Origin of the sequence: Cellulosimicrobium sp. Marseille-Q4280, from assembly GCF_943181405.1 — a bacterium.
Classification (GTDB): domain Bacteria; phylum Actinomycetota; class Actinomycetes; order Actinomycetales; family Cellulomonadaceae; genus Cellulosimicrobium.
In genome coordinates, this window is sequence record NZ_CALPBY010000003.1 from 637,461 (window position 1) to 662,550 (window position 25,090).

Below are 25,090 nucleotides of genomic sequence, written 5' to 3' on the forward strand. Positions count from 1 at the left end.
CAACCCTACCAGGTCCTACTCGGCTTCTCAACCCGGGCTCGTCGCCCTGGTCACGCAGAGTGATCGCCGACGCACGTCTGTCGACGGAACGTCCTGCGAAGGTAGGATTTTGGCCCCGGGACCAGCCACCGTCGCGGTGTCTGTTCCTCCCTGTCGGGCCGACATCCAGAACATTACGCGGCTCTGCGCGGCGTGGTCAAGCCGCGCTCCGGTGACCCGGCGCACATCGTGCGGACCTGCCCGGGAGCGGTGCCCCGACCCCGCCCGCGCACCCGTCGGCCGTCCTGGTCAGGATCCCGGGCGCACCCCTCGCAGGCGGACCGCCTCCCCCGGACGCAGCTGTCCGGCACGATCCGCGGCCTCCTCCGTGAGGACCCCGATCACCGGGTACCCACCGGTCACGGGATGGTCGGCGAGGAAGACGACGGGTCGTCCGTCCGGCGGAATCTGGACCGCTCCTCGCACGACACCCTCCGACGGCAGCTCCCCACCACGGCGCGGGACCGCCTGGCCGTCAAGGCGCAGGGCTACGCGGTTGCTGTCCGCGGTGACCGTGCGCAGCGCGCCGAGCGCCCGCCACGCGCCGGGCAGGAACCAGTCAGGCCGAGGCCCGGCGAGGACGGGAAGCACCACGTGGCGCTCGCCCGGCCGCAGCACGCCGGCCTCGTGACGGACCGGAGCGGTCTCGACCGGGGCAGGGACGCCGCCGGCCACGCCGACCCGGAGCACGTCGCCTGCGGCGAGCGGCTGCGGCCCCAGTCCGGAGAGGACGTCGCGCGAGCGCGACCCGAGCACGGGGTCGACGTCCACGCCTCCCCGCACGGCGACGTAGGTACGCACCCCGTGCGACGGCGTCGCGAGGCTCAGGACGGCGCCCGCCCGTACCCGCAGCGCGGCGTGCCGGCCGACGGGCGTCCCGTCGACCGTCGCGGGTGAGTCGGCACCGGTCAGCGCCACGACGGCGGGTGCGTCGAACCGCAGCGTCAGACCCCCGAGCGTCACCTCGAGGAGCGCTGCGGTCCGGTCGTTCCCGACGAGCCGGTTGGCGAGGGTCGCCGCCCCGCGGTCGGCGGCGCCGGAGGGCCCGACCCCGATCGCTCCGAGCCCGGGACGACCCGCGTCCTCGACGAGGGCCAGCGGTCCGGCCGAGACCACGGTCAGCGCAGGCCGTCGTCCACGGGCGCGGGCAGAAGGGCCTCCAGGGGCACCGGCCGTGCCGCCGGCTGAAGGGCGGTCGGCGGGGGCGTCGCCCCCACCGTCGACCGCAGATCGGGCCACGTTCCCGGCAGCCGTGGCGACGGCCGTCCCGGCGACGGTTGCCCCCGGGTCCGTTCCGCGCGCGCCGGGACCGCTCCCGGCGACCACGGCTCTCGTGGGCAGGAACCGGACCCTCGCACCCGGCGCCACGAGCGCGGGCGGGACCCGGTCGACGTCGAACATGCGCTCGCCGGTCGTGCCCAGCAGCCGCCAGCCTCCCGGCGACGACGTCGGATAGACGGCGGTGAGCTCCCCCGCGAGCGCCACGGCGCCCGCGGGCACCCGCGGGCGCGGGGTGACGAGCCGCGGCGCTGCGATCACGGGGTCGACACCGACGAGGTAGACGAAACCGGGCGCGAAGCCGCCGAACGCGGCCTCGTACTCCCGGTCGGCGTGCCGTGCGACGACCTCTGCCTCGCTGACGCCGGCCCATGCCGCGACGTCCGCCAGGTCGGCGCCGTCGTAGACCACGGGGAGCTCGACCACCGCGGCCCCGGCCACCGGCGTCTCGCCGGGGCTGCCGGCCACCGTAGCGGCGTCGTCCGTGCCGGCGGCACCGGCCCTCGGTGCGGCGTGCCGGTCGGCGGTGCGCCCCAGCGCCTCGCGGACCCAGCGCTCGACCGTCGGCGAGCCGGCCGGGTCCCGGAAGGTGACGAGGACGGTCCGCGCGGCGGGGACGACGTCGAGCACCTCGCCCGGGCGGTCGGACGTCAGCCAGCGGTCGAGCGCGCGCACCGCGGCAAGGTCGGGGAGGTCGACGAGGAACGCCGTCTCGCCGTAGCGGCGCACGTCCCCGCCTCGTGTCACGGCGCCTCCCTCTCGTCCCCGCCGGCGAACGCCCGCACGACGACACCCGCCTCCTCGAGCGCGCGCCGCACCGCACGGAGGAGGTCGACAGCACCCGGGGTGTCGGAGTGCAGGCAGACGGAGTCGGCGACGACGCGGACCGGCGTCCCGTCGACGGCGCGCACCGTGCCGCCCGTCACGAGGCCGACGACGCGCGCGGCGACCTCGGCGGCGTCGTGCAGGACCGCGCCGTCGCGCCCGCGGGGCACGAGCTCGCCCGTCGGGAGGTAGCCACGGTCGGCGAAGGCCTCGCGCACGGTGGGGAGCCCCGCCTCCTCGGCGAGGCGCAGGACGGCCGAACCCGGGAGGCCGACGACGGGCAGCGTCGGGTCGTACTCGCGCACCGCGTCGACGACGGCACCCGCCTGCCCCTCGTGGCGCACGATCGCGTTGTAGAGGGCGCCGTGCGGCTTGACGTACCGGACCCGGTCACCGGCGACGCGCGCGAACCCGTCGAGCGCCGCCAGCTGGTAGAGCACGTCGTCGGTGAGCTCGGCCGGGGCGACGTCCAGGAAGCGGCGGCCGAACCCGGCGAGGTCGCGGTAGCCGACGTGCGCCCCGACGCTCACGCCGGCGGCCACCGCGTCGCGCGTGACCGCGCGCATGGTCCCCGGGTCCCCGGCGTGGAAGCCGCACGCGACGTTCGCGCTGGTCACCAGGCCGAGGAGGGCGGCGTCGTCGGTGAACGCCCAGGGGCCGAAGCCCTCGCCGAGGTCCGCGTTGAGGTCGATGCGCGTCACTCCCCCATCATGCCGTCGCCACCGGCGTCAGGGCGCACCGCGCAGCACCGCCAGGACGTGGCGCGCGCGGTACGCGGCGGAGAGTGCCGGTCGTGCCGGGCGTCCCGGCCGCCGGGTACATTCGCCGTCGTGACCGATCCCGACCTCGCGGCACCGCGCGTGCGGACCGCGACGCCCGACGACGCGCCGTCCCTCGCCCGGCTCGCCGCGCTGACGTTCCCGCTCGCGTGCCCGCCCGGTACGTCACCGCAGGCGATCGCCGAGCACGTCGCGGTACAGCTCTCGCCCGACCGCTTCCGGGCGTGGGCCGCGAGCGCCGACCACGTGCTGCTCGTCGCGGAGTCGCTGGGGACCGGGGAGGACGAGCCGCTCGTCGGGTACGCGCTGCTCGTCCGCGCGGTGCCCGACGACGCCGACGTCGCCCGGGCCGTCGGGCCCGGCGAGGCGGTGGAGCTCTCGAAGATCTACGTGCACCCCGAGGCGCAGGGGACGGGGGTCGCGGCCGCGCTGATGGCGGCCGCGCGCGACGCCGCCGCCGCGCTCGCCCCCGGCCGGAGGGTGTGGCTCGGCACCAACGTGCTCAACGCCCGCGCGCAGGCCTTCTACCGCAAGAGCGGCTTCGCCCTCGTCGGGGAGCGGACGTACGTCGTGGGCGGCGAGGAGCACTCCGACGTCGTCATGGTGCACGGCGCCTGACCGGTCGCGTCCTGCCGGCACCCGGCCGGGCGGTCGCGGTGCCGCTCAGTGGTCGTGGCCGTCGTCCTGGGGCTCCCCACCGTGCATGTCGAGGCCGCCGTCGAGCGAGTCACCCGGTCGCACGGGCAGGAAGACGTGCACGTGGCCCTGGTCGGCCGCGACGGCGCGCAGGTCCAGCTGGATCGCCGCGAGGCCCCAGGTCTCGACCGCGCGCGAGCGCAGCTCGCCGGCGAGGGCGTAGAGGTCCGGCGCGGCGCTCGCGTCCGCCGAGCGCGCGAGGTCGACGGCGTCGACCGTGTCGCCGATCAGCTCGAGCGAGGTGAGCATCCCGTTCCGCACGATGTTGTGCTCGGACGTCCCGCTCGCGAGGTTCTCGGTCTCGCCCGTCAGCGCGTCGAGCTCCGCGCGCCACGACGCCACGTCCTCGGCGGTGGGCGGCGTCGCGGTCGTGCCGTCCACCGGAAGCACCGCGTGGAGGTCGTGCAGCACCGGCACGAGCTCGGCCTGGACGTGGCGTGCGTGCTCGATCGAGGCCGTGAGGTTCTCGGCGTCGCGCTCGACCTCGGCGGCCTCGAGCTCGGCGACGCGTGCCGGGTCGACCGCGAACGCGCCGTCGGCGGGCTCGTCGCCGTCGCCGCGCGTCAGCGCGACGACGAGGACGACGACCACCACGGCGACCGCGAACGCACCGGCGGCGACCAGGACCCAGCCGCGTGGTCCGGCGCCCTGCAGCCACCGGCGCACGCGGACGTGCGCCGGTGGCCGAGGCTCGGGGCGGCCGGCACCGCCCCGGTCGGCAGGACGGGAACGGGCCGCGGACGGCGTCGTGCGCTCGGTCGGGCGCCTCGGCGCCGGACGTGCTCCGGTGCGCGGTGCCCGCGTGGTGGAGGGCCGGCCCCCGGTCCGCTGTGCCATGTCGTCGTCCCGTCCTGTGGTCGTGGTCGTCCCGCGCGGTCCGTCCGCGCGGTCGAGGTCCTCGCCCGTCCGGCCGGACCGGCCGGACGGGCGAGGGGTGCCGGTGGCGGGCCTGCAGGCCCGCCACCGGCGGTCGTCACCCGCAGGTGTGGGCGTCGAACGGCACTTCGAGGGTGGCCGTCCTGTCCCCGATCGTCGCCGTGACGGTCGCAGCGCCCGCCTCGACGTCCGCGGCACGGACGGCGAACGACTGGTACGCGCTCGTGCCGACCGCGACCTCGCCGAACTCCTTCGTGCCGTACGGCGTGGCGAGGGTGATCGCCGCGGCCGCCTCGTCGGCGTTCGTCGCGCGGACCGCGACGTACGCCTTGCCGGCGAGGCAGCGGACCGAGGCCTCGGCCTCGACCGCCACCGCGGGCTCCTCGTCACCGGCCGTGAGCCGGAACCAGTCGAACGCCACGGTGACGGGCGTCTCCTGCTCCGGGCCGATCGCCATGACGCCGATCGAGGTGAGCGGCACGTCGTTCGTCACCGGCTCCCCGAGGGGCTCCCAGCTCACGCCGCCGTCGCTCACCCAGCCCTGGTACGTCGTGCCGGTCTTCTCCAGCCGCAGGTACCAGTACCCGGACTCCGTGGAGTCCGCGATCTCCAGCGCACGGTTACCGCCGTTGCCGAACTGGGCGCCCTTCTCCGAGACGAGCTCGGCACCGAGGTTCAGCGCGGCACCCGGCGCGTTCTTGGCGACCACGTCGAGCTTGACGTAGTTGTCGTCGTCCGCGTACGCGAGCAGCCCGGCGAGCTGCCAGCGGTGCGCGAGCGGCGCCTCGAACCGCGTCTCGGCGACCCAGTCGCCCTCCGGTGCCGTCTGGAGGACGAAGTTGCGCGGGTCGCCGTTGGCGGCGGCGTTGATGTCGCCCGGCTGGGTGGTGATGCGCAGCTCGCCGTCGGCGACCGCGGCCTTCGTGCCGTCGTACCGCACGACCGCGTCCCAGCGGCAGCCGTCGAGGGCGTCGCCCTCGAACTCGTCGCTCGGCTCGCGCACGCCGTCGTCCGGCTCCGCACCGCTGACGCGGACGTAGTCGACCCGTGCGACGGTGTCCGCCGTGGCGGTGTCACCGCCGGCCATGACGCCGAACGTCGCGCCGTCCTTCACCGGGGCGGCCCCGGCGAGGTCGGTCCACGTCTCGCCGTCGGCGGAGTACGCCGCCGTGATCTGCTCCCCGTCGGACACGAGGCGCAGGTGGATGGCCGAGGGGAAGTCCGCGGCGACGTTCTCCTGGCCGTGCCAGGTCCGCGTACCGCCCGTCTCGGTCTGGAACTCGAGGAAGCGGTTGCCGTTCTGGTTCTTCGTGAACGCGAGCTTGGTGTACTCGTCGTCGTCCACGTGCACCAGGAGGCCTGCGTGCTGCCAGTGCCGCGCGAGCGGCACGTCGAGCTTCGTCTCCAGCGTCCAGGCACCGGCGGGCGCGGGCTGACCGAGGTAGCTGATCGGACCGGTCACCGCCTCGTTGATGTCGCCCTGGACGACCGGCAGGACCGCGTGGCCGTCGGCGACGCCGATCGCGCTGCCCTCGGCCTGGCGCACGACGGTCCACCGACCGTCGAGCTCGTCGCCGTCGAACTCGTCCGACGCGTGCGCGAGGCACTGCGGCGGCGTCTGCTCGCCCGGCTCCTCCGGCGTGGTCGGGTCGTCGTCGAAGACGAAGCCCTGGAACTCGACCGCGCTGGTCGTGGTCGTGCTGTGGGCGGTGACGAACATGCCCACGTCCTGGACGGCCGCGGCGCCCGGGAGCGTCTGCGGCTCGCCGATCTGGGTGAACGTCTCCCCGTCCTTGCTCCAGGAGGCCGTGTACAGGTCGCCGTCACGGACGATGCGCACCCACGCGGGGTAGCTCGTCGTGCTGGCGCTGGTCGACGTCGCGAGCTGGCCGCTCGCGTTGCCGCGCAGCCACTCGAACCCACCGCTGGGGCGGATGCCGAGCGCGGCGTAGCCCTGCGAGCTGCCCGCCTGGGTGACATCGTTGCGGACGATGATCCCCGCCTTGGCGGACCCGTTCGAGTTGCCCTGGCTGTTGATCCGCACCGTCGCCGACCAGTTCTCGTCGGCGGCCTGCTCCCGGTAGACGGAGGAGTACTCGTTCGTCCCCTGCCACATGTTCGCGCCGCCCGACGTGACGAGGTACCTGCCCTCGGCGAGCTGCTCGAACGTCCCGTTCGCGTTGGTGAAGGTCTTCATGCCGGCGAAGAGGTCGCCGACCTGGGCGACCACGATGCGGGAGCGGGTGTACAGGCCCTTGTCGTTGGTGGCGACCGCGGTCAGCTCGTAGTTGTTGTCCTCGGTCACCTCCCACGTCGCCTCGTACGGTGCCTCGGTGTCCGTCCCGATCGACTCGCCGTCGACGAAGAACTCGACCTCGGTGACCGTGTTCTCGGTGTCGTCGGCCTCCGCCGTCACCGTGATCTCGCCCTGCTCGAGCCGGACTCCCGCCTCGGGCGCGGTGATGCTGACCTTCGGGCGCGTCGTGTCCGACACGGCCTTGCCGTCCGCCTCGATGAAGTTGAGGCGGCGCTCGCCCGCACCGGGGAAGACGACGTAGAGCGTGAACGGCTCCATGGGGTCCGTCGCCTCGACGCGCACGTCGGTGAACGTGCCGAGCCCGGTCTGCGGGATCTCGGCCGTGCCGAGCAGCTCCCCGTCCGGGGCGTCGCGACGCAGCTCGACCGTGCCCTCGGCCGCCGAGGCGACCCGCAGGTTCAGCGCCTCGACGCCGTACAGGCTCACGGGGTCGTACGACGCCCACGCGCCGTCGGCGCCGGTGATGACGGACCCGCCGCCCTCGACGTCACGGCTCGGGATCGTCGTCGTGCCCTCGCTCGCCGCGGTGAACTCGGCCTCGCGCTTCTTCGGGAAGATGAGCGTCGTGTCCGAGCCCGTGAGCGCGGGCACGTCACCCTCGCCCCCGTTGTCCGTGTACCGGGCGTCGATCACGTAGAAGACGTTCATGTCCTCGCTGTGGCCGCCGCCCAGGCTCGTCTGCACCGTGCCCGTGCGGCCGTGGAGCGGCTCGGCCGGGTGCGCGTGCGCGTCGTGCCCGAGCGCCGGCTGGATGACGACCTGCTCGTCGTCGATCGCGTCGCCGTCCGGCGAGTCCTCCGCGTCCGTCACCGCGACGTCCCACGTGATCGCGTCGCCGAAGTTGAAGAACGCACCCGTCGGCGGCAGGCCGAAGTCGACCTCGGGCCGCGTGTTGCCCACCGTGATCGGCACGGTCGCCGTGCCGGTCTTGCCCGCGGTGTCGGTCACCGTGAGGCGGGCGTCGTAGACGCCGTTCGCGGTGTAGGTGTGGCTCGGCGCGACCTCGGTCGAGTCGGTCTGGCCGTCACCGTCGAAGTCCCACGCGTACGTGAGGTCCTCGTTCTCCGGGTCGGAGCTCTCCGAGCCGTCGAAGGAGACGACGAGCGGCGCGATGCCGGAGTCGGGCGTCGCCGTCGGCGACGCGACCGGCGAGCGCGAGCCCGACACGTAGTCGATCCGGTGCAGGCCCGAGCTGGGGTTGTCGCGACCGAAGCCGCCGCCCCAGTCGAGCACGTACATCGAGCCGTCCGGCCCGAACTTCGAGTCGATCGGCGCGAGGAACTCCTCGTCGGGAAGGAACGGGTTGACCTTCTCGACGTCGCTGGCGCCGGAAGCGGCCTCAGGGTCCTTGAGGTCGATCGAGTACATCGCGTTGCGCGCCCACTCGTAGAAGAAGGGCTTGCCGTCGTAGTACTCGGGGAACTTGGTGTCGGACTCCAGCTCGGGGTCGAACTGGTAGAACGGACCGCCCATGGGGGCGAGGCCGCCGCCCGCGTTGATGGCACCGGGCACCGAGGAGCGCTGGTACCCGTAGAAGAGGTCGGCCGGCTGCGCCGGGGGCAGCTCGGTCAGGCCCGTGTTGAGGACCGAGTCGTTGACCGGGGCGTCGCAGTCGAAGAAGTCACCGACGGTGACCGGGCTCGTCCGGTAGTCGACGTCACGGAACGGCTCGTTGTTCCCCATGCACAGGGGCCACCCGAAGTTCCCGGCCTCCTTGACGAGGTTCCACTCCGCGATGCCCGCGGGACCGCGGTTGGCCAGGTTGTCCGACCCGTTGTCCGGCGAGTAGTCGGCGACGCCGAGGTTGCCGGTCTCCGGGTCGATCGTGAACCGGAACGGGTTGCGGAAGCCCATCGCGTAGATCTCGGGGAGCGTCTTGTCGTCCGCGTCGGCCGCCTCGTCGAAGAGGTTGCCCTCGGGGATCGAGTACGTGCCGTCGGCCTCGGGGTGGATGCGCAGGACCTTGCCGCGCAGGTCGTTCGTGTTCGCCGACGTCGCGCGCGCGTCGTGCAGACGTCCGGGCCGCTCCGAGAGGGGCGCGTAGCCGCCCGACGGCTCGGAGTGCGGGTTCACGTCGTCGCCGACGCCGATGTACAGGTCACCGCTCGCCGGGTCGACGATGATCCCACCGCCGGTGTGGCCCGGCTCGTCGGGCAGACGCCCGGCGGGGATCTCGATGACCACGACCTCCGACGCCGGGTCGATGACGGTCGCACCCGGTCCGTCCGACGTCACGGTGAACCGCGAGACGCGGCTGACGAAGTTCGCGGGGTCCGAGTCGTCCTCGCTCGCCGGTGAGTAGTACTGGTAGAGGTACCCGTTGGTCGCGAAGTCCTTGTCGAGCGCGAGCCCGAGGAGCCCGTCCTCGCCGCCCGAGTAGACCGGGATCGTGAGCGCCGTCGTCGTGTTCTGCGTCCGCGGGTCGTAGACGCGGATCTGCCCGCGCACCAGCTCGGTGTAGAACACGCGGCCGTCGGGCGCGATGTCGATGCCGAACGGGGCGCTCGTGTTGGTGTCGAGCGCGACCTTCTCGAACTGGCTCCAGTCCGTGCCGCCGCAGTCGCCCTCGACCAGGCCCGCGGCCCACTGCACGCCGCCGACGAGGTGCTGCACGAAGTCGGGCTCGTCCGTGTAGTGCGCACCGAAGTGGCCCATGCCGGTCATCCAGGCGCGGCCGCCGTCGTAGGGCTTGCACCACGAGATGGGGTGGTCGTAGCCCATGGCGTTGCCGCCCGGGGCGTAGGTCGACTCGTCCATCGTCGCGAGCACGTGCGCGTCGCCCCGCACGTTCGCGGAGAAGTTGTACCACTCGTCGGCACGGTCCCAGCGCTGCGGGAGGTGCTCCGTGGACGGGTGCGTCCGGTCCTCGACGCGGACCGTGCCGGGCAGGCCGGGGCTCGTCCCGGTGGCGGCGTGACCGGGCATCAGCGCGCCGATCATGTCGTCCCACCACTGGTAGCTGCCGCGCATGTCCGTGGCGTTGTGGATGGCGACGATGCCGCCGCCCGCCTGCTGGTAGCGCTCCAGAGCGGCCTTCTGGTCCGCGTCCCACGGGTCGCCCGAGGTCTGGAACATGACGAGGGCGTCGTACTCGGCGAGTCCCTCGTCGGTGAAGACGCTCGAGTCCTCCGTGTGGTCGGACTCGATGCCCACCTCGGCGAACGCGGCCTCGAGCACCGGGGTGCCCTGCGTGATCGCCTCGGTGTGCCGGAACTGGGTCGTCTTGGTGAAGATGAGCACCTTGTGCTCGTCGTCGGGCTCGATCGGTACGACGTCGGCCGTGGCCATCGTGACGGGCGCGAGCGTGAACGCCAGCGCTCCGATGGTCAGGGCCGCGACGGACCTCCCCCTGCGGGGACGTCGTGCGGTCATCGTGGTGCCTCCAGGGGCATGACGTGCGGGACCGGGCGTCGTCGCCCGGTCAGGGTGGTCGTCATCCCGCGGCGTGCCGGCGCCGGCGGTCGTCCTACGACTGTCAGGGCTCCGGTACGGGCATCAGTCCCTTCAGGTGGGCCAGGCCATCGACGGCGATGGCGTCCTGGGTCGGGGCCAGCGGCCGCCAGATCGAGGCGGCGGTGGCGATCGTCGCGTTCTCGGCCGTGAAGGACTCGATCACGAGCGGGCCGTCGTAGCCCGTCTCGTCGAGCGCGGCAAGGAACGCGGGCCAGTCGAGGTGGTCGGCGCCGGGTGCACCGCGGTCGTTGCCGCAGACCTGGACGTGCGCGATGCGCTCGCCCGCGCGCCGCACGGCGGCGGGCAGGTCCGTCTCCTCGATATTCATGTGGTAGATGTCGAGCATCAGGCCGATGCCCTCGGCGGGCAGTCGCCGCACGACCTCGAGGCCCTGGTCGACCGTGTTGACCAGGCTCGTCTCGTACCGGTTGAGCGGCTCGAGCCCGACGACCACGCCCGCCCCGACGGCGTGCTCGACCACGGGTCCGAGGTTCTCGGCGAGCTCGTCGTAGGCGGCCTCGCGCTCCGCGGGGCTCAGCCGCCACGTGCGGCCGACCGACGCGTACGCCGGTCCGCCGATCACGGGCGCCCCGACCGTGCGCGCGGCGTCGGCGACGCGGCGCAGGTAGTCCTGCGTGGACCGGACGGTCGCGGCGTCGGTCGCGACGAGCTCGCGCCCGTCGCCCATGACGAGCGACACGCTCGCCCCGAGGCCGTGGTCGGCAAGGACGCGCGCGGCGAGCGCCGGGTCCCAGTCGCCGGGGTTCTCGACGGGGAGCTCGAGCACGTCGAACCCCCAGCCGGCGACGCGCGGCGCGATCTCGCGCAGGGACGCGTCGGTGAGCGGGGAGGTCCACACCCAGGTGTTGACGCCGAGGCGGCGGGGGCGCAGGGCGGGTCGGTCCGGTAGAGCCACGTCGCTCTCTCTCGTCGGTGGTCCGTGCCCGGTGCCCGACGACGGGCCGTCGCCTCCGCGGAGGAGGTGACGGTCCGCCGTCGGGCACCGGGCGGCGGGCGGTCCCTTCAGGACCGCCCGCGGTCGGTCAGCGGGTCGGTCAGCGGGTCGGTCAGCGGTCCGTCCAGGCCTCGGGGTATCCCGGCAGGTCCTCGCCGCCGAACTTCGCGTAGTGCAGCGACGGCATCTCGGAGTTCGCCTCGAGGTACGCGTCGAGCTCGTCGGCCTCGATCGGGACCTGCGGGAGGACCCACTCGGAGGGGACCTCCTCGCCGGCCCAGATCATCTGCGCGGCGAGGATCGGGGTGCGCCACTGGAAGTTGGAGTACACCGCCCCGATCGCGTTCATGTCGGTCTCCTGCCACTTGCGCAGGAAGCTCATCTCGTCCTCGCCCATGAACACCGGGTACGGCTTGCCGGCGTCCTCGAACGCCTCGACCGCGGCGACGGCGCCGTCGCCCGCGTCCATCCAGATGCCGTCCACGTCACCGCGCTGCAGGTACTGCGTGACGATGTCCTTGATCTGCGCGGCGTCGCCGCCGGTGAACTCCTGCCCGACGACCTCGAGGCCCGACTCGGAGAAGATCTTGTCGGCCGCGGCCCAGCGGTTCTCCAGGACGTCGACGCCCGGGAGGATGCGCAGGGCGAGGACCGTCGAGCCCTCGTCGAGGTTGTCGACGAGGTACTCGGCGCCGTCGGCGCCGTACGCGTAGCCGCCGATCGGGTGGATGAAGGTCACCATGCAGTCGGTGTTGACGCCACGGTCGAACACGATGACGGGCTTGCCGGACTCGCAGGCGGCCTCGACCGCCGGCGTGAGCGTCGCGGTGGTCGACGGGGACACGATGATCGCGTCGCAGTCGCCGGCCGCGACGAACGCCTGGATGTCGGAGATCTGCTTGTTGTCGTCGTCGGCCGCGTCGGACACGCGGAACTCGCCGATGACGCCCTCCTCCGTGAGGACGTCGACCTGCTGCTGCATCGTGATGAAGCCGGTCACGCGCCACGGGTTCGAGACCGACGCGTTGGAGAAGCACAGCGTCTTGCCGCCGCCCTCGCTCGCGAACTCGGCGGTGTCCACGTACTCGGGCTCGATCGCCTGGAGCCACGGCTGGTCGGCCGGCCCCTCGGGCTCGATGTCGCGCTGCGCGAGCTGACGGTCGTAGTCGGCCTGGACGAACCACTCGGAGTCGGCGCCGCCGGTCTCCTCGCCGCCCTCGGTCTCCTCGGCCGAGGTCTCGCCGCCGCCCTCCGGCGCGTCCGTCGGGGTGTCGGTGGTGCAGGCGGCGGTGAGGAACAGTGTCGCCACTGCCGCGCCGGCCAGGAGTGCTCGTGTACGTCGCATGTCCTTCTCTCTCCTTGGTGAGACGTCGTCGTCCCGCGGGGTGCGGGGGAAGGGGTGGTGCTGGGTGACGTGGTGGTGCGGGACTGCCGCCGCGTCGGCGGAACGGGTGCGTCAGGCGTGGGCGGGGGCGGGCTCCTTCGGCTCGGCGGACGGCCCGGCGGCGGTCGGGGTGTCGCCCGAGGTGGCGCGGCGCCGGCCCCGGCGGGGCATCGCCGCGTACGCGACGGCGGCGATGATGATGACGCCCTGGACGGCGGGCCGGATCGTGGACGGCAGGCTCAGCTGGTTGAACAGCGTGAACAGCGCCTCGAGCGTGAGCGCCCCAGCCATGGCGGCGACGACGGTCCCCCGGCCCCCGCCGAGGACGACGCCGCCGAGGACGACGGCTGTGATGGCCATGAACTCCAGGCCCTCCCCCACCTGCGCGGTGACACCCGCGTACCCGCCGATGAGGACGGCCGCGACGGTCGCCATGAAGCCCGAGAGCAGGAAGGCCCGCGTGCGCACCCACCACACCGACGAGCCGGCGTACCCGGCGGCCACGTCGTTGTCGCCCGTGGCGACGAGCGTGCGGCCGAACGGGCGGCGCATGAGCAGCGCGGCGAGCACGCCCAGCACGACGACGACCATCAGTGCCCACGGGACCTGGAACTGCCCCGGGTTGTCGGGGACGCCCCCGCGACCCCACTGCCGGAAGCCCTCGGTGAGGGCACCCGTCGGCGCGCCGCCGGTCCAGAGCCGGATCGCCCCGTACAGGACGAGCATCATGCCGAGCGTCGTGATGAACGACGGCACCTTGAGCAGCGTCGTCACGAGGCCGTTGACGAGTCCGACCGCGAGGCCGAAGAGGAGCATGAGCCCCATGACGGGCCACGTCATGGAGTCCTCGCCGTCCATGAGCTTGGCTGCGATGACGACCTGCGCACCCACGAGGGAGCCGACCGAGAGGTCGAACTCGCCCGACACGATGACGAAGTACTGCCCGATCGCGAGGATCACGAGCGGCGCGGCCTTCTTGACGAACGCCATGAGCGACGTCGGCTCGCCGAAGGACGGGTTGATCACGAGGATCGCGACGAACACGAGGACGAGCAGGGCGAAGACCGTCCAGCTCCCGCCCGCGGTGAGCCGCTCGACGAGGCCCGCGCGAGGTGCGCGCGCGGGGATGGTGCGACGCGGGTCGACGGTGGTCATGCGGACGCACCTCCTGCGGTGGTCGTCGGGGTGGCGGGTCGGGACGGCTCGGCGCCCGGTGGCGCCCCGCGGCCGCCCGACCGGAACCGGGCGCGGCTGCTCGCCGGGTCGATCTGGCGGCGGGCGTAGAGGGCCACGGCGGCGATGATCACGACGCCACGCAGGACGTCCTTGAAGAACGGGTCGACGTCGAGCACGTTGAACACCGTGTCGAGCACGGCGAGGATCAGCACGCCCCCGACGGTGCCGACGACCGATCCACGACCGCCCAGCAGCAGGGTGCCCCCGAGGACGACGGCGGCGATCGAGTCGAGGTCGAGGCCGTAGGAGTACACGAGCGCGTTGCCCGTGCCGAAGCGCGCGGCGATGAGCAGCCCCGCGACCCCCGCGCACACCGAGCAGAGCACGTGCGCGAGGATCAGCGTCCGGTCGGTCCGGATGCCCGAGAGCCGCGCCACGTCGGCGTTCCCGCCGACGGCGAACATGTGGTAGCCGGGCCTGGTGCGCGTGAGCAGGACCACGCCGACCGCGGCGACGACGAGCATGACGATCGTCGAGACCGGGACCGGACCGACGCGCGTGTAGCCGAACATCTGGAACGACGCCGGGACCTCCCCCGCCGGACCCTTGAACTGGGTGTCGAGGTAGCCCTTGACGATCAGCCCGACGCCGAGCGTGGCGATGAACGGGTTGACGCGCAGCTTCGTGATCACGAGCCCGTTGACCAGCCCGACGAGGGCCGCGACCCCGAGAGCCGCCAGCACCCCGAGCCACACGCGGGACGGGTCGCCGGCCATCGTCGTGGCGCCGACGATCGAGCACAGCGCGACGACGTAGCCGACGGACAGGTCGAGGGAGCGGCACAGGATGACGAAGGTCTGCCCGATCGCGACGAAGCCGAGCAGGCTCGTCTGCGTGAGCATGTAGGCCGTGTTGGCCGTGCTGAACAGGTTGCCGCCGCCCGCTGCCACGAGCACGCCGGCGATCACGAGGATGCCCACGAGGGCGAGGTAGACGATCTCCGTCGACCCGATCCGCCGCCGGCGTCGTGCGGCGGGGCGGGTGGTGGGGGCGGCGGTCGCGACCGCGGTGCTCATCGGTCCTCCTTCGGGCCGTCGGAGCCGGTCCTGGTGCCGGTCGGTGCGCCGTCCCGGGTGCTCGCCCCCGGTGCGGGCTCGTCGTGCCCGGGAAGGTCGTCGGTGTGCACGACGGCGTCGAGGTCGACCGCGACGTGCTCCGCCGACTCCTCGCCCGCTCCGGTCGCGAGCGCCATGACGGTCTCCTCGTCGCTGCCCGCGGGAAGCTCCCCGGCGAGCCGCCCGTCGCGCATCACGAGGATGCGGTCGGCCATGGCGACGACCTCGGGCAGCTCCGAGGAGATGACGAGGACGGCCACGCCCTGCGCGGTGAGCTCGCGCATGAGGTCGTACACCGCGCGCTTCGCGCCCACGTCGATGCCGCGCGTCGGCTCGTCGAGGACGATGACCTGCGGGTCCGTCACGAGCCACTTGGCCAGGACGACCTTCTGCTGGTTGCCGCCCGACAGGTACTGGACCTCCGCCTCCTGCGAGCTCGCGACGAGCTCGAGCGAGGTGAGGATGCCGGGGATGCGGCGGGCGCGACGGTCCGCCGAACCCGGCACCACCGCGTCCAGCACGAGGCGCGCGTTGGCGAGGATGGACTGACCGAGCGCGAGGCCCTCGGCCTTGCGGTCCTCCGTCACCAGGGCCAACCCGGCCCGGACGGCCTGCCGCGGCGAGCGGACGTCGACCGGCTTCCCGCCGACGAGCACGCGGCCGCGCGTGAAACCCGCGATCCCGAAGATCCCGTGCGCGATCTCGGTGCGCCCGGAACCCTGGAGGCCCGCGAGCGCCACGATCTCGCCCGCGCGCACCTCGAGGGAGACGCCGTCGACCTGGGCGTTGCCCACGTCCTCCAGCGCGAGCCGCACCTCGCCCGGCACGGTCGCCGGGTCCTTGTCGGGGAAGTACCCGGCGAACTCGCGGCCCACCATGGTGCGCACGAGCCCGTCGGGGTCGATGTCCGCGGTGGGAGTCGTGAGTACGTGGTTCCCGTCCTTGAGCACGGTGATCGTGTCGCAGAGGTCGAAGATCTCCTTGAGCCGGTGCGACACGTAGAGGATCGCGACGCCACGCTCCTTGAGCCGGTGGACGAGCTCGTAGAGCAGCTCGACCTCCTGGTCGGCGAGGGCCGCGGTCGGCTCGTCCATCGAGATGATCCGGGCGTCGTAGGACACCGCCTTGACGATCTCGACGACCTGCTGCTGCGCGACCGAGAGCGAGCCGACGCGCTGGTGAGCCGAGAGGCTCGACAGCCCGAGGTCGGCGAGGAGCCGGTCCGTGTCGTCGTGCATGCGGCGCCGGTCCACGAGCCCGGCGCGGCGCGGCTCACGGCCGAGGTAGACGTTCTCTGCGACGGACCGCTCGGGCAGGAGGTTGAACTCCTGGAAGACGGTCGAGACGCCCGCGTGCTGGGCGGCGAGCGGCGACGCGAAGGTCGTGACCTGCCCGTCGAGCTCGAGCGTGCCGCCGTCGGGACGGTGGACGCCGGCGATGATCTTCATGAGCGTGGACTTGCCGGCGCCGTTCTCCCCGACGAGCGCGTGCACCTCTCCCGCACGCACGTCCAGGTCGATGCCGCGCAGCACGGAGTTGCCGAAGAACTCCTTGCCGACGCCACGCAGGCGCAGGAGCGGCTCCGGCCCGCCGTCCCCGGGGGCAGGACGCTGCGGCTCGTGCGTGGTCGTCGCGGTCATCGGGGCACCTCCACCCAGCCGCCGGACCGCACGGACTCGCCGACGGCCGCGGCGAGCCGTGCGGCGCGCAGCCCGTCGTCGAACGTGGGCAGCCCGTCGGGGACGGTCCCGCGGACCGCGGCGGCCGTGTCGGCGACGAGCGCGTCGAAGCAGTCCTGGTAGCCCTGGGCGTGGCCTGCGGGGAGCCGGGAGTACCGCGCGGCGGCCGGTGACAGCGTCTCCGGGTCGCGCACGAGCAGGCGGCTGCCGTCGCGGCGCCCCTCCCACAGGGTCTCGGGCTGCTCCTGGTCGAAGGAGAGTGTCGACTCGGTACCCGAGATCTCGAGGTGCAGGCGGTTCTTGCGGCCCGCCGACACTTGGGAGATCACGGCCGTCCCCAGCGCGCCGCGGTCCGTCTCGTACTGCAGCGTGACGAGGTCCTCGGTCGCGACGGGACGCGCGACCCCGTCAGCGCCGCGGCGGAGCGGGTTGACCGTCGCCGACCGGGCGACGAGGCGGGCGATCCGGTGGCCCGTGGTGAACTCGAGCAGGTCGCAGAAGTGGGACCCGATGTCGCCGAACGCGCGGCTCTCGCCGCCGAGGGCGGGGTCGACGCGCCAGTTGTCGTCCGAGTCGCGCAGGAGCCAGTCCTGCAGGTAGGAGCCGTGCACGAGCGAGACGGCCCCGACCTGCCCGGTGCGGACGCGCTCGCGCGCCTCGCGGACCATCGGGTGGAACCGGTAGACGAACGGCACGACGGCGACCCGCCCGTCGGCAGCACGGGCCTCGGCGGCGAGCGCGGCGAGCTCCTCCGCACCCGCCACGTCGACGGCGAGCGGCTTCTCGCACACGACGTGCTTGCCGGCCCGGAGGGCGGCCCGGGCGAGCTGGACGTGGAGGTGGTTGGGCGTGCACACGTGCACGACGTCCACCTCGGGCGACGTCACGAGCTCCTCCGCGGTCGCGACGGCCGCCTGGGCGCCGAGCGCTCCGGCCCCGTCACGGGCCGTCTCGAGGTCGGCGGCCGCGACGAGGGTGACGAAGCCCCCGCCGGTCCGCACGGCGCGGGCGTGGACGCCGCCCATGAACCCGGTCCCGAGGATGCCCGCGCGATACCCGGACGCGGGCAGGGCGGCAGGCACGGGCTCAGGGCGTGCGGCGGCGCGGGGGGACGCGGCGGTCGGTGCTCCGGTGGCAGTGGTCGTCGCTCCCGGGACCCGCGTGCCCGGCACCAGTGCCGGGTCGACCAGGTCCTGCGCGACGTCGTCGGCTCGCATGACTGACAACGTAGGGGCACTTCTGACGACCGTCAACCAAAAGCCGACCGATTGTGGTCTCGTTTAGGTGAAGTCACCCATAAAACAATCACGAACGAACACGCCACCGCCCCCGGCCGCGAAGCGGACGGAGGCGGTGGCGCATCGGACGTCGTGCCCCGGGCGCAGGACCCGGGAGCCGTGCGGCGGCAGGCGCTACTTCGTCGAGAACGCGGCGTCGAACGCGGCGTCGGGCGCGTCGAACGCGTACTTCTTGACGAACTCGAGGGCTTCGGGGGCGCCGATCAGGCGGTCCATGCCGGCGTCCTCCCACTCGACGGAGATCGGGCCGTCGTAGCCGATCGTGTTGAGCATGCGGAACGCGTCCTCCCAGGGCACGTCCCCGTGGCCGGTCGAGATGAAGTCCCAGCCGCGACGCGGGTCGGCCCAGGCGAGGTGCGAGCCCATCCGGCCGTTGCGGCCGTTGCCCATCCGCTTCTTCGTGTCCTTGCAGTCCACGTGGTAGATGCGGTCCTTGAAGTCCCACAGGAAGCTGACCGGGTCGAGGTCCTGCCACACCATGTGGCTCGGGTCCCAGTTGAGGCCGAAGGCCTCGCGGTGCCCGATCGCCTCGAGCGTGCGCACGGTCGTCCAGTAGTCGTACGCGATCTCGCTCGGGTGCACCTCGTGCGCGAACCGCACGCCGACCTCGTCGAACACGTCGAGGATCGGGTTCCAGCGGTCGGCGAAGTCCTGGTAGCCGGCGTCGATCGCCTCCTGGGAGACCGGCGGGAACATCGCGACGTACTTCCAGATCGCGGAGCCGGTGAACCCGACGACGGTCTTCACGCCGAGCTTCGCGGCGAGGCGCGCGGTGTGCTTCATCTCCTCCGCGGCACGCTGGCGCACGCCCTCGGGGTCGCCGTCGCCCCAGACGACGTCCGGCAGGATGTCGCGGTGGCGCTGGTCGATCGGGTCGTCGCACACGGCCTGACCCTTGAGGTGGTTCGAGATGGCGTAGACCTTGAGGTCGTACTTCGCCAGCAGGTCGAGCTTGCCCTGGACGTACTCCTCGTCGTCCCAGCGCCACGGGTCGAGGTGGTCGCCCCAGCAGGCGATCTCGAGCCCGTCGTAGCCCCACCCGGAGGCCAGGCGGGCCACCTCCTCGAACGGCAGGTCGGCCCACTGCCCCGTGAAGAGGGTGATCGGTCGTGCCATGGTCGTTCTCCTTCGTCGATCTCGGTTCGGCCCGGGGTCACCGGGTGGACGTGCTGGTCAAGGATCGGGCGCGTCGACGTGCCACGACGACGCCGAGCGCACCCACCGCGACGACGGCCGCGGCGAGCAGCACCCACAGGAGCGGCCCGGACCCGGAGGACGACGCCCCGTCGCCCTCGCCGGGGTCGGCGGCCGCGTCGGACCCGGCCGTCGACCCCTCGGTGGCGTCGCCGTCGGCCGCGTCCGCGGCGCTCCCGTCGCCCTCCGCGGGCGCCGGTGGCTCGGCCGGCGGGACGACGTCGACCTCGGCGCTCGCGGTCGCCTCGGACGGGTCCGTCATCGTCGCCGTGAGCACCCAGTGGCCCTCGGCCAGGACGCCGGGGTCGGACACGTACCAGCCGACCCCCTCGGAGGCGGAGCGCAGCGCGATCGGTCCGACCGTCTCCCCCGCGTCGGACTCGGCCGTGACGGAGACGTCGGCCGCCTCTTCGACCGGGTGCCCGTCGATCTTGTAGGTGAGGTTCGCCGAGACCCCGCCCGCGCCGTCGGTCCCGAGCGAGATGACGATGTCGCCGCCGTGCGCCGTCGCCGGCGCCGTCAGCCCCGCGAGGACGAGGACGGCACCGAGCGCAGCGGTCAGCAGCACGCGGACCGCGGTCACGGGCGCCGTCAGGGCCGTCGACCGCCGCGGGGCGGTCCGGGGGGAACGAGACATCGGGTGGTCTCCTCGTCGTGTCGGTCGGACGTGTCGTGTCGGTCGGACGTGTCGTGTCGTGTCAGTCGTCTCACGGGGACCGTGCGGTCCCCGGGGTGCCCCGGCGCCGGGCCGGAGCGCCCGGTACCCGGGCGCCGGGGCCGAGGACCGCGGACGGTCCCCGTCGTGCTCGTCGTGCGGGCAGGGTACGGGCGGTCCGGCCGATGGACCTCCCGTACCCCTGTGCGCCCGTGCGGCGAGCGCGTCGCCCGGCGGGTCGGCGCGTGCGCCGACCCGCCGGAACCTGTCAGGCGCAGCTCTGAGCGGCGTGCTCCACCGTCTCGGAGAACGTCCTCCCCTCGGCGTCGGTGGCCGTGACGGTCACGGACCCGGCGTCCACCGCGACGGCGCGCGCGGCGAACGACTGGTACGCGGCCTTGCCCGGCGCGACGTCGGCGAACGACTTCGACCCGTACGGGGTCTCGAGGGTCACCGCGAGCGGCACCTCGTCGTCGTTCGTCGCCCGCACCGCGAGGAAGACCTTGCCGGCGATGCACCGCGGCTCGGCCGTCACGGTGACCGCGAGCGGCGCCGGCTCGTCGTCGACCACCCGGAAGTAGTCGAACGACGCCGGAGCACCGGTGTCGGCCGCGGCACCGAGCGCGAAGAGACCGACCTGGGCCCCGGCGGCGGGAGCGTTGGTCACGCTCTCGTCGAACGTGGTCCACGTCGTGCCGTCCGCGCTGTACGCACCGGCGAACGTGTCACCGGAGCGCGTCAGGCGCAGGTGCCACACGTCACCCGTGAGGCTCCCCGTCTGGGGCTGCGGGTTCTGCACCACGCCGCCGACCTCGCTGCGCAGCTCGATCCGGGCGTTCTTGGCCTGGCCCGCCGTGTTGTCGACGACGTAGTCGAGCTTGACGTAGTTGTCGTCGTCGCCGTAGACCAGCAGGCCGCCCTGCTGGTACTGACGATCCAGCGCCGAGCCGTCGACCACGGTCTCCACCGTCCACTCCTCACCCGGCTGGTCCTGCAGCACCAGGTTCGGCACGGGTCGGTTGTCCGTCCCGTAGATGTCGGTCGGGGTCGTGTCGATCTGCAGCGAGCCGTCCGCCACGCGGTAGCCCGTCGGGTCCTCGTTCACGACCGTCCAGCGGCACGCGTCGAGCGCGTCGCCGTCGAACTCGTCGTCCGGCCCGGGGGCGGACGCCGTGTCGTCGGGCGTGATGTGGAACCAGTCGAACTGGGCGTCCAGGATCGGCGACGCCGTCCCGTTGCCCTTGAGCGACACGAGGCCGATCTGCGCGTTCTCGAGGTCGGCGATCGACTTGGTCTGCGGCATCGTCGTGAAGGTGGTGCCGTCGGCCGAGTATGCCGCCTGGAGAGACGCCCCGTCACTGACGAAGCGCACGTAGACCGTGTCGGGGAACGCCGCGCCGAGAGCGGCGGAGTTGGACTCCCCGACCTCGTTGGGAGCGGCGTTCTCCTCCCGGATGAACTGGAAGATGCGCGTCGCCGGGTCGGCCGCGGCCGAGCGTCCCTGGATCACCATCTTCGCGTAGTTGTCCTGGTCCTCCCAGATGACGAGGCCCGCCTGCTGGTACTGCTGGCGTGCCGGCAGCGTCAGCTTGGCCGTGGCCGTGAACGGCCCGTCCGGCAGGTCCTGGAGCACCAGGTTGGGCACCGTCGTGTTGTTCGTGCCGTAGAAGTCGGTCGCCGTGGTGGGCACCACGAGCTGACCGTCCTCGACCGCCAGGTTCTGGTCGCGGTTCAGGACCGTCCAGCGGTCCTCGTCGAGCTCCGCGCCGAGGAAGTCGTCCGAGCGGCCCGAGAAGCACATCCCCGGGTCGGTCTGCTCGGCCTCCACCGTCACGGTCGTGTACTCGACCGAGTACGCGCCGCGCTCGTCCGTGGCACGGACCTGGAGCCGGTACTCGCCCGGCTCGTCGTACGTGACCTCGAACGAGCCCGTACCGTCGACGAAGCCGTCACCGAGACCGGCGTCCCAGGCGAACTTGACCGCCTCGTCCTCCGGGTCGGTGGCCGTCGCCGTCGCCGTGACGGTCAGCGGTGCGGTGCCCGAGGTCGGCGTGACCTCGAACGTGTCGATCGACGGACGGACGTTGTCCGTGACGCCGCGACCGTTGACGACCATCCAGTTGACGTTCGACTGGCCTGTCGTCTGGACGAAGTACAGCGTGCCGCTGCCCTCCGGGACGTCGTGCAGCTCGGCCGTGATGTCCGAGTAGGTCTGCCAGGCACCCGCAGGAACGGTGAGGCTGCCGATCTCCGGCCCCTCCGGGTCGTCCCAGCGCAGCGAGACGGTCCCGCCGGGCTCCGACGCCGCGCGCAGCGTGATCGAGTCGACGTTCGCCAGGGAGATCGGCTCGTGCGCCCACCAGTCGTCCACCTCGATGAACCCGATGTTCAGGCCACCGCCCGCGGTGTCGCCCGTGGTCTCGGTCTGCACGCCGGGGTCGCCCGCGCTCGTCGAGCCCTCGAGACGACCGGTCGACGTGAAGAACTCCGACTGGAGCAGCTTCGGCTGGAGGATCTGCAGGTCGTTCGCCGTCAGCGGGACGCCCACGGCGCCACCGTCGTCGGTGTACATCGCCTCGACCACCCAGAAGATGTTCGACTCGATGCCGTGGCCCTCGTCGCGCGCCGTCTGGAGCGTGCCCTCGCAGCCCGTGAGCTCCTCCATCGGGTGAGCGTGCGAGTCGTGGCCGAGCGACGTGAACAGCGTGACGTTCTCGCACGTGACCTCCCCGTCGGGGTCGTCCACGGCGATCTCGTACCTCACCTGGTCACCCCACTCGAAGAAGCCGCCGTTCTCCGGGAACGTGATGGAGACGGTCGGTGCCTCGTTGCCGACGACGATCGTCACGTTCGCGACGCCGGTCGCGCCGTTCTCGTCCGTCGCGACCAGCTGGGCGGTGTAGCTGCCGTTCTCCGTGTACGTGTGCACGGGGTTCGCCTCGGTGGACGGCTCCGAGCCGTCGCCGAAGGTCCACTGGAGCGTGAGCGGGTCGCCCGCCGGGTGACGGGTGCCCTCCGAGGAGAACTGCACCGTCAGCGGCGCGGCGCCGCTCGTCACGTCCGCGCTCGCGCGGGCGATCGGGGCGGGGTCGCCCTGGACGTAGTTGACCTTGTAGACGCCGCTGGAGTCGTTGTTCCCGCCGAAGCCGGAACCCCAGTCGATGACGTACAGCGCGCCGTCGGGCCCGAAGTCGAAGTCCATCGGACGGTCGAAGCCGACCGACGGGTCGAAGACCCCCGGCAGGACCCGGTTGATGTCGACGAGGTCGTCACGCTGCTCGCCGTCGAGCTGGAACGAGTACATCCGGCCCTGGTTCCACTCGCCGAACAGTGCCTTGCCGTCCCAGTACTCCGGCCACTTGACGTCCGAGTCGAGCTCGGGGTCGTAGTCGTACACCGGTCCGCCCATGGGCGCACCGCCGCCGCCGATCTCCGGGAAGAGCGGGTTCGTCTGGTAGCCGTACCAGACCTCGGCCTCGATCGCCCCGGGCAGCTGCTGCAGACCCGTGTTGTTGGGAGAGTTGTTCACCACGCCCGCGGCGCAGTCGAAGGCCGCGCCGGACTGCCCCGTGGCGAAGTTGTAGTCGACGTAGTCGTTGTTCGCGCCGGTGCAGTACGGCCAGCCGTAGAACCCCGGGTCGCTCACGACGTTCCACTCGACCGTGCCGGCCGGGCCACGCGTCGCGCTGGCGCTGCCCGCGTCAGGACCGTAGTCCCCGACGAGCACGTTGCCCGTCGAGGGGTCGACGCCGATGCGGAACGGGTTGCGGAAGCCCATCGCGAAGACCTCGGGCTTCGTCTGCGCGGTGCCCGGCGCGAACATGTTCCCCTCGGGGATCGTGTACGTGCCGTCGTCCTCCGGGTGGATCCGCAGGACCTTGCCGCGCAGGTCGTTCGTGTTGGCCGACGTGCGCTGCGAGTCGTAGTTCTGCCGCCCCGCGCGCTCGTCGATCGGCGCGAAGCCGCCCGACTCGAACGGGTTGGTGTTGTCACCGGTGACGACGAAGAGGTTGCCCTCGGCGTCGAAGACCATGTCGCCGCCCGCGTGGCAGCACGTCTCGCGCTGGGTCGGGATGACGAGGACCTTCTCCTCCGACGCGAGCGAGATCGTCCGCGCCGCGGCGTCGTAGTCGAACCGCGAGACCCGGTTGTGGGGACCGTCGGTCCCGACGTCCTGGGGCGACCAGAAGAGGTAGACCCAGCCGTTCTCGGCGAAGTCGGGGTCGAGCACGACGCCCGTGAGACCGTCCTCGTTGGCCTGCGTGACCGACAGCGTCGCGGCGGTGGTCGTCTGGTTCGTCGCCGGGTCGATGACACGCACGCGCCCGTCGCGCTCGACGTAGAAGACCGTCCCGTCGGGGGCGACGTCGAGCATCATCGGGTTCGCGGTGTTCTCGTCGAGCGGCACCATCTCGTAGCTGTCGGACTGCGTGGCGTTGCAGTCCGAGGGCACGACGCCCGCCGCGGTCTGGATGCCGCCCAGCAGGTGCTGGAGGAACTCCGGCTCCGCGTACGACTCGTCCGTGTGGCCGCCGCCGGTGTACCAGGAGCGGCCGCCGTCGTAGACCTGGCACCACGCCGTGGGGTGCTCGGCGCCCATCGCGCCGGAGCCCGCGGAGTAGGTGGTCTCGTCGAGGCTCGCGAGCACGTGCACCGTGTCGCGCGGGTTCGTGCGGAAGTTGTACCACTCGTCGAAGCGGTCCCAGCGCGCCGGGAGGTGCGCCGTGGACTCGTGGACGTGGTCCTCGACCTTGATGGTCGCGTCCTGGTTCTGCGGGTGCGCGCTGAAGTAGGCGCCGACGAGCTCGCCGTACCACGGCCAGTCGTACTCGGTGTCGGACGCCGCGTGGATGCCCGCGTACCCGCCGCCGGACTGGACGTAGCGCTCGAACGCCGCCTGCTGGTCGTCGTTCAGCACGTCGCCGGTCGTGGAGAGCCACACCACGGCCTCGTACTGCGCGAGGTTCTCGTCGGTGAACGCCCCCGCGTCCTCCGTGGCCGTCACCTCGAAACCGTTATCGGTACCGAGCTGCTGGATCGCCGCGATCCCCGCGGGGATCGACCCGTGGCGGAACCCGGCGGTCTTGCTGAAGACGAGCACGTCGAACGGGACGGTCTCCGCGGCCGCGGCCACGGGTGCTGTCGCGATCGGGCTCGTGGAGGGAAGGGCTGCCGTGGCGGACGTCGCCGTCGCCAGGGTCAAGGGCAGAGCGACCGCTGCCGCGGCGACCGCCGCGACCGTGCGCCTCCGGGCGCGCGATCCTCCAAGCACGTTTCTCACAAGGTCTCCTCGTCGAGATGGGGGAACAGTGCTGCGCTCCGCCCGGGGCGGCGTCGTCGGCCTGCCTGCCGAGTCCCGGGACCGTCGGCG

Annotated in this window: 14 protein-coding genes; 1 reads left to right on the forward strand and 13 read right to left on the reverse strand. The window is 72.7% G+C overall.

Going from position 1 to position 25,090, the window contains the following annotated elements:
* Positions 1-288: 288 nt before the first annotated feature.
* Together NFS20_RS11070 and NFS20_RS11075 are read right to left on the reverse strand one after the other, a co-directional pair.
* Complete coding sequence (locus tag NFS20_RS11070) at positions 289-2,064, reverse strand: 5-oxoprolinase subunit B/C family protein (RefSeq protein WP_251151814.1); 1,776 nt, start codon at positions 2,062-2,064, stop codon at positions 289-291.
* Positions 2,061-2,843: a LamB/YcsF family protein gene (locus tag NFS20_RS11075; RefSeq protein WP_251151815.1), complete on the reverse strand. Its 783-nt coding sequence runs from the start codon at positions 2,841-2,843 to the stop codon at positions 2,061-2,063. Before NFS20_RS11075 ends, NFS20_RS11070 begins: the two co-directional genes overlap by 4 nt.
* Positions 2,844-2,972: 129 nt before the next feature.
* Here NFS20_RS11075 and NFS20_RS11080 point away from each other — a divergent pair, with 129 nt between their 5' ends.
* Positions 2,973-3,539: a GNAT family N-acetyltransferase gene (locus tag NFS20_RS11080; RefSeq protein ID WP_251151816.1), complete on the forward strand. Its 567-nt coding sequence runs from the start codon at positions 2,973-2,975 to the stop codon at positions 3,537-3,539.
* A gap of 45 nt (positions 3,540-3,584) precedes the next feature.
* Here the strand turns inward: NFS20_RS11080 and NFS20_RS11085 are convergent, their stop codons facing one another.
* From NFS20_RS11085 to NFS20_RS11135, 11 genes are all read right to left on the reverse strand, one after another.
* Positions 3,585-4,283 (reverse strand): hypothetical protein, encoded by a 699-nt coding sequence (locus NFS20_RS11085; RefSeq protein ID WP_251151817.1) that lies wholly within the window; start codon positions 4,281-4,283, stop codon positions 3,585-3,587.
* A gap of 307 nt (positions 4,284-4,590) precedes the next feature.
* Positions 4,591-10,182: a ThuA domain-containing protein gene (locus NFS20_RS11090; RefSeq protein ID WP_251151818.1), complete on the reverse strand. Its 5,592-nt coding sequence runs from the start codon at positions 10,180-10,182 to the stop codon at positions 4,591-4,593.
* A gap of 103 nt (positions 10,183-10,285) precedes the next feature.
* Complete coding sequence (locus NFS20_RS11095) at positions 10,286-11,179, reverse strand: sugar phosphate isomerase/epimerase family protein (protein WP_251151819.1); 894 nt, start codon at positions 11,177-11,179, stop codon at positions 10,286-10,288.
* Between the two features lie 151 nt (positions 11,180-11,330).
* Positions 11,331-12,563, reverse strand: a complete 1,233-nt coding sequence (locus tag NFS20_RS11100; protein WP_251151820.1) for a substrate-binding domain-containing protein — start codon at positions 12,561-12,563, stop codon at positions 11,331-11,333.
* Between the two features lie 111 nt (positions 12,564-12,674).
* Positions 12,675-13,757, reverse strand: a complete 1,083-nt coding sequence (locus NFS20_RS11105) for an ABC transporter permease (RefSeq protein ID WP_251151821.1) — start codon at positions 13,755-13,757, stop codon at positions 12,675-12,677.
* A complete protein-coding gene (locus tag NFS20_RS11110) occupies positions 13,754-14,854 on the reverse strand; it encodes an ABC transporter permease (RefSeq protein WP_251151822.1) in 1,101 nt (366 codons plus the stop codon). Before NFS20_RS11110 ends, NFS20_RS11105 begins: the two co-directional genes overlap by 4 nt.
* Complete coding sequence (locus NFS20_RS11115; protein ID WP_251151823.1) at positions 14,851-16,533, reverse strand: sugar ABC transporter ATP-binding protein; 1,683 nt, start codon at positions 16,531-16,533, stop codon at positions 14,851-14,853. Before NFS20_RS11115 ends, NFS20_RS11110 begins: the two co-directional genes overlap by 4 nt.
* Entirely contained in the window at positions 16,530-17,789 is a 1,260-nt protein-coding gene (locus NFS20_RS11120) for a Gfo/Idh/MocA family protein (RefSeq protein WP_251151824.1), read from the reverse strand. Before NFS20_RS11120 ends, NFS20_RS11115 begins: the two co-directional genes overlap by 4 nt.
* Positions 17,790-17,984: 195 nt before the next feature.
* On the reverse strand, positions 17,985-18,986 hold the full coding sequence (locus tag NFS20_RS11125; RefSeq protein ID WP_251151825.1) for a sugar phosphate isomerase/epimerase family protein: 1,002 nt from the start codon (positions 18,984-18,986) through the stop codon (positions 17,985-17,987).
* A gap of 37 nt (positions 18,987-19,023) precedes the next feature.
* Positions 19,024-19,701, reverse strand: coding sequence for a hypothetical protein (locus tag NFS20_RS11130; RefSeq protein ID WP_251151826.1), 678 nt, complete (start codon positions 19,699-19,701; stop codon positions 19,024-19,026).
* Positions 19,702-19,987: 286 nt separating this feature from the next.
* Complete coding sequence (locus NFS20_RS11135) at positions 19,988-25,000, reverse strand: ThuA domain-containing protein (protein ID WP_251151827.1); 5,013 nt, start codon at positions 24,998-25,000, stop codon at positions 19,988-19,990.
* Positions 25,001-25,090: the final 90 nt, after the last annotated feature.

Bases quoted from the DNA above. Each gene is read 5' to 3' on its own strand.
- NFS20_RS11090 (WP_251151818.1), bottom strand. From the start codon at position 10,182: ATGACCGCACGACGTCCCCGCAGGGGGAGGTCCGTCGCGGCCCTGACC.
- NFS20_RS11100 (WP_251151820.1), bottom strand. From the start codon at position 12,563: ATGCGACGTACACGAGCACTCCTGGCCGGCGCGGCAGTGGCGACACTG.
- NFS20_RS11105 (WP_251151821.1), bottom strand. From the start codon at position 13,757: ATGACCACCGTCGACCCGCGTCGCACCATCCCCGCGCGCGCACCTCGC.
- NFS20_RS11110 (WP_251151822.1), bottom strand. From the start codon at position 14,854: ATGAGCACCGCGGTCGCGACCGCCGCCCCCACCACCCGCCCCGCCGCA.
- NFS20_RS11115 (WP_251151823.1), bottom strand. From the start codon at position 16,533: ATGACCGCGACGACCACGCACGAGCCGCAGCGTCCTGCCCCCGGGGAC.
- NFS20_RS11120 (WP_251151824.1), bottom strand. From the start codon at position 17,789: ATGCGAGCCGACGACGTCGCGCAGGACCTGGTCGACCCGGCACTGGTG.
- NFS20_RS11125 (WP_251151825.1), bottom strand. From the start codon at position 18,986: ATGGCACGACCGATCACCCTCTTCACGGGGCAGTGGGCCGACCTGCCG.
- NFS20_RS11130 (WP_251151826.1), bottom strand. From the start codon at position 19,701: ATGTCTCGTTCCCCCCGGACCGCCCCGCGGCGGTCGACGGCCCTGACG.